The 10,991-nt window shown below is 45.2% G+C and carries 8 protein-coding genes; 2 read left to right on the top strand and 6 right to left on the bottom strand.

Features of this window, described 5'->3' with window-relative positions; translation table 11 throughout:
• Positions 1 to 757: 757 nt before the first annotated feature.
• Positions 758 to 2,221, bottom strand: a complete 1,464-nt coding sequence (locus BMX95_RS08745; RefSeq protein WP_081197352.1) for a serine hydrolase — start codon at positions 2,219 to 2,221, stop codon at positions 758 to 760.
• Between the two features lie 299 nt (positions 2,222 to 2,520).
• Positions 2,521 to 5,460, bottom strand: a complete 2,940-nt coding sequence (locus tag BMX95_RS08740) for a M16 family metallopeptidase (protein ID WP_081197351.1) — start codon at positions 5,458 to 5,460, stop codon at positions 2,521 to 2,523.
• 258 nt (positions 5,461 to 5,718) lie between these two features.
• Between BMX95_RS08740 and BMX95_RS08735 the strand changes: the two genes are divergently transcribed.
• Together BMX95_RS08735 and BMX95_RS08730 are read left to right on the top strand one after the other, a co-directional pair.
• Positions 5,719 to 5,910: a hypothetical protein gene (locus BMX95_RS08735; protein ID WP_081197350.1), complete on the top strand. Its 192-nt coding sequence runs from the start codon at positions 5,719 to 5,721 to the stop codon at positions 5,908 to 5,910.
• Positions 5,911 to 6,079: 169 nt separating this feature from the next.
• The gene (locus BMX95_RS08730) at positions 6,080 to 7,270 is read left to right on the top strand and encodes an exo-beta-N-acetylmuramidase NamZ family protein (RefSeq protein ID WP_081197349.1); all 1,191 of its coding nucleotides are present in this window, start codon (positions 6,080 to 6,082) and stop codon (positions 7,268 to 7,270) included.
• 174 nt (positions 7,271 to 7,444) lie between these two features.
• On the opposite strand, the gene BMX95_RS08725 is transcribed toward BMX95_RS08730, so the two are convergent.
• The 4 genes from BMX95_RS08725 to BMX95_RS08710 form a co-directional block, all read right to left on the bottom strand.
• Positions 7,445 to 8,014, bottom strand: a complete 570-nt coding sequence (locus tag BMX95_RS08725; protein WP_081197348.1) for a dihydrofolate reductase family protein — start codon at positions 8,012 to 8,014, stop codon at positions 7,445 to 7,447.
• Positions 8,015 to 8,107: 93 nt separating this feature from the next.
• On the bottom strand, positions 8,108 to 9,334 hold the full coding sequence (locus tag BMX95_RS08720; RefSeq protein ID WP_081197347.1) for a hypothetical protein: 1,227 nt from the start codon (positions 9,332 to 9,334) through the stop codon (positions 8,108 to 8,110).
• Complete coding sequence (locus BMX95_RS08715) at positions 9,331 to 9,777, bottom strand: QcrA and Rieske domain-containing protein (protein ID WP_081197346.1); 447 nt, start codon at positions 9,775 to 9,777, stop codon at positions 9,331 to 9,333. Before BMX95_RS08715 ends, BMX95_RS08720 begins: the two co-directional genes overlap by 4 nt.
• Positions 9,778 to 9,788: 11 nt before the next feature.
• Positions 9,789 to 10,988: a di-heme oxidoredictase family protein gene (locus BMX95_RS08710; RefSeq protein WP_090519363.1), complete on the bottom strand. Its 1,200-nt coding sequence runs from the start codon at positions 10,986 to 10,988 to the stop codon at positions 9,789 to 9,791.
• Between the last annotated feature and the right edge of the window lie 3 nt (positions 10,989 to 10,991).

Below are 10,991 nucleotides of genomic sequence, written 5' to 3'. Positions count from 1 at the left end.
AGAAATTGGGGAAATTACAGTTTTTTGGGAAAACGGTATTTTATGCAGAGTTTTGATTTCTTTTATCGGAATTAATGAGAACCGTATAGCCATTCAGGTTTGGAAATGCAGTGTCGGATAACTATAGGCGATTTAAAATAAAATCTAAATCGATTTAGAAACCCAATGCCTCCACGATCTACCACAAACTGGCAAATCCTCTTACAAATACTGCTAAATATTTTCTCTAACGTTATAGCCAAGATGCTGCTGTCGGTAAGCATTCCAACATAACGCGGAAAAACATCCCAACTGTTTGAAGTACCTGAATTTATCTTCGATTTTATCCCTGATATCTGCTGGATTTAAACCCATCGTTGTTCGGGATTTGTTCGGATCTCCCTTAGGGAAACACCCGGTTTTATTCGGGAAAAGCAAAACAAATCCAGAACAAGGTCCGGCGCAAACCCGGCACTAACCCAAAGAAGAGGTAAATCTGACAGGCCGGTTTACAGTACCGGAATGGTGGACTGGCGGCCGGGATAGTGCCTGGGTATTGTCCGGAAAGTCTCTAAAGACTCGAGGTATACAGAGAGTTCCCAGTGGACTTCCAGTGAACTGCCAGAGAACTCCCCTACACTTCCCCCGGCACGTATGGCCTTTCCAGGCAATCCTCAGGCTATGTTCAGGCGATACCCAGGGAATCAACCTGTAGCAAGGCACAAAAAAGTGGCACACCTATGCGATGTGCCACTTTTTTGTATGTTTTTTCAGCCGTTTAATTGATTTTCTCCGCCTTCAATTCCTGGCCACCACCACGGATGATCAGGGTTGTTACAACGCCGTTCTGGTTCCGTCCAAAACTAACCGTTGCACCGGGATCCAGATAGGTAAAAAAGGTATCATCCGATTCAAAAAACGCCCGCAAAAAGGGATTGTTTCCCTGATTCAGGTACAAATGCCCGCCCTCCTGTTTAAAATTCACAATTGCATTTCTTAATTTGTATTTGCCCACATACTCATTCAACCTGCTGGTATCGGGATATACTACTTTTTTTATTTCCGGTTTGTAATAATCTTTCCATTGATAAACGGCGGCCACACTGTTGATGATCTCGGGAATGATGCTGTATACATCGCTGTTAGTCATGATTACCAGTCCATTTCCATCAGCCATGCTGGCCACATATTCACACTTAAATCCAACGTTTGCGCCGCCATGCGTGAAATAGTGAAGTCCTCCACGATCAAATGTCATTACACCCAAAGCCGATGAGTTATTGGCATAGGGTGTAACCATGGTAGTGGTCATTTCCTTCGACATGATCTTATTTGACTTTCCCTGTAATGAAAGCTGCATTTCGATAATAAACCGGCTTAGGTCTTCCGGCGTTGTCCATAAACCATCAGGCGCCTGTTCAGGATAGATATTGAAATAACCAGGCATCGCTCCATTCCCGGAATAACCAGTTGCCAGTTGTGCACGCAGGTTGGCCGCCGGTGGTTGGGCAAAACTGCTGTGGTCCATGCCAAGCGGTTTCAGCACAAACTTTTCCATATACTTATCATACGCCATACCGGTATGATCTATGATCACTTTCTTGGTGATCATGATACCGCCGCCGGAATATTCAAATTTCTTACCTGGTTCTGTAAAACTTCGTACAGCCGCTGAATTGGATGGCCTTTTACCGTCGAGCATTTCGTTATCTGTCGGTATGGTATCCTTGATATTGTATCCCATGAAACCATGCACTGTTAGTCCGGCCGTATGGCTTAACAAATGCGCCAGGGTGATTTTCGTTTGCTGTGTAAAAGAGTCTGATGGGAATTTCCAACTGGTCAGGTATTCATTTACATCTTTGTTCAGATCCAGCTCCTTTTTATCTGTCAGGCGTAAAACACCCAGCGCATTCAGTGATTTGCTGATAGAAGCCGCCTGGAACCTGGTAGTGGTAGTTACTTTCCGTTGGGTGGCAGAATCGGCCAATCCATACCCGCGCACCCAATCTATTTTATAGTCTTTAATCACAGCAATACTAACTCCCGGCACATGGTAATAGGCCATGCGATCAGCAAGCGTCCATAAGTTGCTGTCTTTAAGTTGTACCCAGCCTGCTAAACTTGTCTCCACTCTTCTTATCCTGCCCTCCACTTCTTTTGAATAAACCGGCTTTGACTGCCCTAACGTATGGGCATAAATTATAATCTGGGCTATCAATAACAGATAGTACTTATGCATGACAGCTATTTTTCAAAAAGGTAAGGAAAAAAGGGGAGAAGGCAGAGGGCAGAAGGCAGAAAACCTCGACGCGGCCCTCCTACGCCCTTCGGCTACCATAGCCCTGGCGACTGCAGCAAGGCTTCGGCGGGCGAGGCAAAAAACCCTTTACAAAAAACAAGACCTGATAAATTGAAGCGACTTCAACTTATCAGGTCTTATCATGTTAACCTGTTAACTTATTAACTCGTCAACGTGTTAACTTGTCAACGTGTTAACTTGTCAACGTGTTAACTTGTCAACTTTATCAACGATATCAACTAATACCCAAACAACTCTTCCAGACTTACCGTCTTCACTTCGCCGATCGTTTTCAAATCATCGAGCTTTATCTTTTTATCAGAAGCCACTACGCAATATGTATAGGCTTTACCGCTGATCTGTTCTTTATGCATTTTTTGTACATCCTCGAGTTTAAGCGTGGAAAGTGCCGCATATTCATCCTTGCGAAAATCACCTTTCCAGCCTTTTTGCTGTGCACTCAAATAAGAAGCAATAATATCTTCCTTGGTAATACGCTGGGTTTCCAGGTCTTTTTTGAAACCGGTTTTAGCCAACTCGAACCGTTGTTCAGAAACAGGCAATTCGGTCAGTAATTCATTCATGCCTTTAATAGCTTCATTCATTTTATCGGCCTGGCAACCTACATACGCCATCATATAGAAAGGATATTCCTTTTTGGAAGGCGTATTGTAAGAAGCAAAAGTTGAATAAGCCAGCGCTTTTGATTCGCGAATGGTTTGGAATACAACCGAACCCATACCGCCACCAAAATAATTATTGAACACATTTACCACTACTTCTTTATTGGCATCATAGCCCACGTCGTTTCTTACCCAGGCAATTTCACTTTGCACCATATCGTAATTGGTAAACAGCAGCTGGTTGGCACTTTGCACGGCAGGCGTAAAATTCACCTTTGCCGGATAGTCTTTAAAGCCGGCTGGTAAGGTATGCAGCCTGGCAATGCCGGTTTTAAAATCAGCATCGGCCAATGGACCATAATACATGATGCGGTGTTTGTATTGCATCAGGTTGTGCAATTCATTCACCAGGTCAGCGGCTTTCAACTGGTCGATCTCTGCATCGGTCATTGCCGTGTTGAACGGATTTTTGGCACCATACCGGGCATAAGATATCAGGCCCTGCATAATGCTTTGTTTGTTGGTTTTGGCATTGGCCCTTGCTTTCATTATCCGCGATTTCAACGCCGCCAGGGCAGCTTCATCGGCTTTGCAATTGGCCAGAATGTCTTCAAACAAACCTACCGCTTTATCAAAATTCTCCTGCAACCCGGTTATAGCAACGGTAGTAAACTCTGCATTGGTACTGATGTTGAAGTTACAGGCAATGTTGTAAAACGATTTACTGATCTGTTCAGCTGAATATTTATCAGTACTTAAAAACTGCAGGTATGAAGCTGCCAGGGGCAACAGTTTGTCATTCCAGGTACCCATGTCGAACTGATAATACAGGGAAAACAACTCGTTTGTATTGTTCTGCACCGTCAGCACATCAGCGATACCGTTTTTTGAAAGTTTGATGTCTTTATCGTAATCCAGCCAAAGGGGTTGAATATCACCCACGGCGATCGCTTCCATCTTCTTTACGAAATCTGATGATTTGCCGGCATTGGTCTCGATGGGCGTAATGGTTGGCTTTATCACTTTTGCAATGCTCGCATCTGTGCCATTTCTTTTATAGATCAGCACATAGTTCTTATCGTTCAGGTATTTATTAACGACAGCTACCAGTTCGGCCTTGGTAACTTTAGCCATATCATCGAGGTACGATACTTCCTTATCCCATTGCGCGCAACGGTTCTTTATAAAAGCATCCATTAAATGCTGGGCGCTGCTGGTACTGTTGTCGAGCGATTGCAGCAGGTCTAACTTGGAATTGGCTACAATGGCCCTGATCATGCTTTCATCGAAATTGCCTTTTTTCAGCAACTCCAGCTGACCGATCAGCAGGTCTTTTACTTCCTCCAGCTTTTGACCCTGTTTGGGTGATCCAAGCATGATAAACAGGCCATAGTCTTTATACTGTTGCAAACCGGCTTGTGTACCCTGTGCTTTTTGTTGCTTATTCAGGTTCAGGTCGAATAAACCGGCTTTCCCGTTCGATAAGACTGAAGAAGCCAGGTCGAGCACCATGGCGTCGTGTGTGCTGGCTGCAGGTGTACGGAAACAAATACGCATGTTTTCAGCAGAAGGCCCAAAGATGTCTTTTACGATCGGAGCGGTGATGGGTTTCTCCGGTGCGCTCTTGTACTCCATTACCGGTTTGGCCTGCATATAGGCAAATGCCTGCTCCACTTTTTTGATCATGGCATCGACATCAAAATCACCCGATAAGATAATACCCATGTTATTGGGCACATAGTATTTGTTGTAATAGTTTCTAATGGCGATTAAAGAAGGGTTCTTTAAATGCTCGATGGTACCAATGGTTGTTTGCTGGCCATAGTTATGTGTTGGGAACAAACCGCTCATCATGGCTTCCTGTACTTTAACACCATCATTATCGAGTCCGCGGTTCTTTTCTTCATACACGGCTTCCAGTTCGGTATGAAACAACCGGAAGATCGGGTTGCGGAAACGCTCGGCCTGAATGGCCAGGAATTTATCGACTGCATTGGAAGGAATGTCTTCTTCATAAACGGTTTCTTCCACCCAGGTATGTGCATTGGTTTTCTGTGAGCCAAGATTGCTCATCAGTTTATCATATTCGTTGGCAATAGCAAAATGTGAAGCAACGCCGGAGATGCTGTCTATTTGATGATAGATAGCTATACGGGCGGCTGAGTCTTTTGTAGCGCCATATTTTTCGTATAAGGCATCGATCTTGTCTAAATAAGGTTTTTCTTTTGCCCAGTCGAGCGTGCCATATTTATCGGTGCCCTTGAACAACAGGTGTTCGAGGTAGTGTGCCAGGCCGGTATGATCTTTTGGATCGTTATTACTACCGGTACGCACCGCCATGCGATAAACAACACGCGGCTCTTTGTGATTGACAGTTAAAATAACCGACATGCCATTTTTCAGGGTATAAAACCTGGTTTGCATGGGATCATTGGTTACATACTTGTATGTGTAACCACCAGCAGACGCCTGTTTCCACTGGTATTTGTTTTGGGCTATACTTTCGCAGGCTGCCGAAAGAAGCAGTAAGAGTGCAAAAACCTTGTTGAATTGCATAATACGTGGTTTACTCGTTTTATTTGCTGAAATGTAGATTCATCATGTAGTCAAAAGCCGTGCAAAATATCAAAAACAACACGTATTTATAGGAAACTGTATAACTGGTTTATTTTACCTGTGAACGGTTTGTGTAGAAAAAGGTTATAAGGAAAGCAATAAGCTGTAAGCCGTTGCCTTTCGGTTCATATCGATTAGTGGAATAACATCAAAGAGTAAGTTTTTTGATCATGGTCATTTTCTAATTTGAATACTCCTGTGCCCAATTGGCTTGTGCGTGTTTTTGCATTGTTTAGACCCTCGTTCAAAGATATTGTTGCCCAGTTGGGCAGAAACAAGAAAGCCAGTAATGAAAAAGCAAAAAAATTACCGGGCTGGACACCCGGAAGCCACGAAGAAGCTATCTTAGCATCCGCAGAAAGCCTGTTCCGGTTCGGTCTTATCAAATAATAGCATCATGAAACATTCCATGATCCATGCCTGCACCATTGGTCCAACGATCTCTGAGGAACAATTTATTCCTGAGCATTTCTTTCTGTACCTGGTGGCCGGCTTCATGTTGGTATAGGACGGCCATGCGCTCTCCACGTTAAAGAAAGATGGAAACTAATTTTTACTTATGAAGATATATAGTTTACTGATTGTTTTGTTCGCTTTACTACTGACATCCGAAACAGGTACTGCCCAAATTAAAACCGGGGCCGATCAAACTGAAAAATACCTGCCGCTACTCAAAAACAAACGGGTAGCCATTCTGGCCAACCCTACTACCATCATTGGTAAAAAACACCTGGTTGACAGCCTCATTAACCGGGGCGTAAAATTCGTAAAAGCATTTGGTCCCGAACATGGTTTCCGGGGCAAAGCCAGCGCAGGGGTGCATGTAACCGATGAAACCGATTCGGCTACCGGTATTCCCATCATCTCTTTATATGGTTCTAAAAGAAAACCTTCCGAAGCTGACCTGGCCGATGTTGATATTATGATCTTCGACGTGCAGGATGTGGGTTGCCGTTTTTACACGTATATCAATGTGCTGCGCGATGTAATGGAATCCTGTGCGGCTTACCATAAAGAGCTGCTGATCCTCGACCGGCCCAATCCCAATGGCTACCTGGTAGATGGTCCCATTCTCGATATGAAAAACAAATCGGGCATTGGACAGTTTCCCATTCCCGTTGCCCATGGCATGACCATCGGTGAATTTGCCAAAATGATCAATGGCGAAGGCTGGCTGCCCGATAAAAAAACCTGTACCCTCACCATCATTCCAGTTAAGAACTATAAACACGACATGGAATACGTGCTGCCGGTAAAACCATCCCCCAATTTAAATACCCAACAGAGCATTTTATTATATCCATCCACCTGTTTGTTTGAAGGGGTGGCTGTTAACCTGGGCCGCGGAACGCAATTTCCGTTTACCGTGCTGGGCGCTCCCATTTTAAAAGACAAATACACTTTTTCTTTTACTCCGGTAAGCATTCCGGGTATGAGCGAATCGCCGTTATATATGAATGAGGTTTGTTACGGGATCGACCTGCGTAAATATGATGTAGCCAAACTCCGCAAAAGCAAACGGATCAATATCGACTGGATGATTGAACTGTATAACGCATTCCCTGATAAAAGCCGTTTCTTCGACCGCTCCATCAGCAAACAGATCGGCAATATCGATTACCTGGCCGGGGTGTCTGAATTCAAAAAACAGATCCAGGAAGGTAAAACCGCCAAGCAGATCCAGGACTCCTGGGAACCGGGTTTGTCGCAATACAAACAGATGCGGAAGAAATATTTACTATACCCCTAGTTCAGGAACAAGCTTCCCGAAATATAGACGCCGAAGCAAGAAGTAGGAAGTAGGAAGTAAGAAATAAGAGATAAGAAATTAAGACATTTCCTACGTCATACTTCCTACTTCCTACTTCATACTTCTTACCGCTTACTTCTTCCATCCCCTATCTTATTTTTCAGCTTATAGCTTTCAGCTTTTCTGGTACCCCAAACAAACCACTCCATTAGAAAATGACTTGGTAGTCACCAGTTTCAACTCTGCAGGCAATTGGGTGTTGTTGAACAAAGGTGTGCCGCCGCCGCCCACCAACACGGGGTTTACAAAAAGCCAGAACTCATCTATCAATCCATATTGCATCAGGGAATGAGCGGCGGAAGGGCTGCCGAAGATCAGGATCTCTGATCCGGCCTGCTGTTTCAATGCTTTTATCCGGTGCTCCACATCTTCACTGATGATAATGGTATTGGGTTTCTGTTGTCCTTTCATGCTTTTTGACAATACCACTTTATCTACCCTGTTGTACCAGGCGCCATGCTCTTTTTCGTGTTTGGTGGCATTGGGTTTATCAGGAGCCGATGGCCAGTAGGCATCCATCATTTCGTAAGTAACGCGGCCATACAAAGCCATATCAGAACGATTAGTTCGATCGCCGACATAATCAAAGATCTCTTCATCTACTTTTATAAATCCCATGCCGCCGTTGGGGTCGGTAACAAAACCATCAAGGCTTACGTGCATGAATAAAACCAGTCGTCGCATATAGAATGTTTTTATTTGATGGGACAAACCTACGTCCGAAAAGCGATTTTACCGGGGGTGTATTGCGACAATATACGGGGGCAACTCCGTCAATCAGAAATAAGTGGAGAACCCAAACTGGAAACCCGCTATTTTGGATGGTGGATTACCCAGGATATCGTGCTGCGTATTATGGCGATAATTCAGCCTGATCACCGTTTGCGGAGTTGGCCGCCAGCTGATGGCCGGCACAAAAGCAAATACCTCATCTGAAATATTGCCGCCGGTAGATTTAAAAGAGCCCTTGTTCCAGTCAACATACTCCAGTCGCAACGCCACATTCAGCACGGCCTTTTCAAAACCCATCATCGGCTTTTTAATAACAGGCTGTACAATGTCTACAAAACCGCCCTGCTGGTTGCGGCCGAATTGCTCGGTATAGGTGTCGGGTACATCTACATGCACCCAGGCCCATTCGCCATTAATATATGTTTTTGATTTGGGCAGCGTGGTATTAAAATCGATGGCAAATACATTCACCGGTCTTTTTTTATCGAGTGTCAATCCATCTTCCTGGTACTTATTATAAATGCCGCCCATATAGGAAAGGCCCAACTCCCCTATTTTCCGGTTCTTTACTGCTACCTTGCCGGTGAACAGCGGACTCCCATTAAAACTTTCTTCAAACCGATCGGCATTTGTTTTGGAAGCCGGCAGAAAAGTTTTGCCTTCGGCATTGTTGATGATCTGGTCATCGAACCCATTGGTAAAATAGGCTTCATAGGCATACACCCAGTCTTTTACATACTTCTTCCCGAAAATACCAAACCCCACGTTGCTCCAGGTAGCCGGCAGCATTTGTGTGGCAGAAATAGGCCGGTCGATAAACTCCCATTTGGGGCCATCGTGGTTTTGGTTGAATGCGCCAATGGGATTCATCACTACGCCACCGCGAAAGTTCAACAAGGGTGACAACTCAAAATCAACGGATGCAAATTCTATATTGATCTCTTTGGTGCCATCTTCAAATTCTATTTCACTCAGGAATTTTATGCGTTTCGAAATAGCCGAAGAAACAAACAGCGTCAACCGCCGCATCTGGAACTGATGTCCTTCGCTGATGCCATTTTCTTTCAGGTATTGGTAATTGGCTTCCACATAACCGCCCAGTGCAACGGGCAATTTACCCAATTGTAAAAACGGCCGGTTATAGATGGCGTCCATGTTCATCTTCATTTCAGCGGTATCTTTTGGGGTGTTCCGCAGCAGCACAGGATCTATCTGTGCATACAGGGTTGCAGTGGAGCAAAGCAGCGTTATAAGTAAGTAATACTGTTTCATACTTTTCTGAGGTCGATAAATAATTCATTGTTGTTTACCGTAACGGGAAAGCTGCGCAGGTCTTTGTCTGCGGGCCCATTGGTTACTTTTCCTTTATTACTGAACTCGCTTCCATGGGCCGAACATTGCAACTGATCGCCGGAGGCCTGTAACTCAGCGCCCTGGTGGGTGCACTGCATCCAAACGGCGCTGTATTCGGTTTCGCCAAAGCGATATACATAAATGGGGTATTTCAGGCTTTCATTGCGTACAACGATAAACGGCCGGTAGCCATTCTTACCTTTCTTATTTGTTTTAAACTCATCGGTACTTACCGTAATGCCATCTTTACCCATAGTACCGCTGGTATAGCGGGTAGAAGAACAGGACGACAATAAGCCCGATACAGCCGTGGCGCCCAAACAGGCGGCACAGGTATTTGCAATAAACTCTCTGCGGTTCATTTTATGATTGGTTACAATGATTCAAGGAATTTGATCAATACTGCCTGATCAGTGGCCGATAGTTTTTGAAAGCTGGCGTTGCTGGCCTGTGCTTCGCCCCCATGGCCTTTGATGGCTGCTTCAATGGTAGTGGCCCGTCCGTCATGCAATAAGAAGTATTGTCCGCCCTGCGAATTTTTAGAAAGGCCCAGTCCCCACAAGGGCGGCGTACGCCATTCAGCAGGCATGGCCCCGCCTTCAGTATAGCCATCATTCAACCCCGGCCCCATATCATGCAACAACAGATCGGTATACGGTTGAAACGTTTTATTAGCGAGCGCTGGAATGGAATAATCGCCGGTTTTTAATTCGGGTATATGGCATTTGGCGCAACCGATGTTGAGGAACAACTGCTTACCGCTGATGACGTCGGCATCGTGTTGATTGCGTTGGATGGGCGCCTTCAGCGTTCTTAAATAAAATACCAGGTCAAGCACTTTCTGGTTGGTGACCTCGGGATCTATTTCCGCGTGGGTATACGAATCGTAGGGTTCATAAGAAGAAACGATTCCCATATCCTGGTTGTAGGCATTGGCGGTTTGTTGCATCAGGTCGTACACCGCGGCTTTTTTACCAAAGCGGCCAATGTATTTATTATTACGCTCCACAGTGCCGGGACGATGGGTGATATACGGAGGCAGCGTTATCCAATTTACACGCCCCGATATTCCATCGCCGTCGGCATCGTGTTCATCTGCTAAGGAGAGTATGGTATTGTCGGGCACCGCATCTAAAAAACCCAATCCGGTATTTGCCGGTGGCGTGAATTTTGAAAAAGCAGCACCTGCCGGTATCTGCTCCGGCATAAAAGAAGGAATGGCCCGGTTTTGCAATTGCGGGCCGCCCAACTGCATGAATGTATTACCGGTACTATCGGTTTGCCCAAACCGCGTTAAAGTGGTGAAGGGATGGCCCTTGCCATCACCGGCATGACAACTGCCACAACTGGTGGAAACGAACAACGGTCCCAACCCATTGGTGGCAGTGAACACATCGTCATTAAACGCTACATCGCCCCGGAGAAACATTTGGTGTTGCTCGCCGGTCAATCCATCTATGGGCCCGTCGAGAATGGAATCATCGGCGGGTTTCCCCGGTAATATTTTATCACAGGCCAGCGCAGCCAGCAAAATTGTAATGAGCAAACCCATCACCATCCGTTTCTTGTTCATAAA

It is taken from the genome of Niastella yeongjuensis (assembly GCF_900110245.1).
GTDB lineage: Bacteria > Bacteroidota > Bacteroidia > Chitinophagales > Chitinophagaceae > Niastella > Niastella yeongjuensis.
This window is presented reverse-complemented; position numbering and strand designations above follow the sequence as displayed.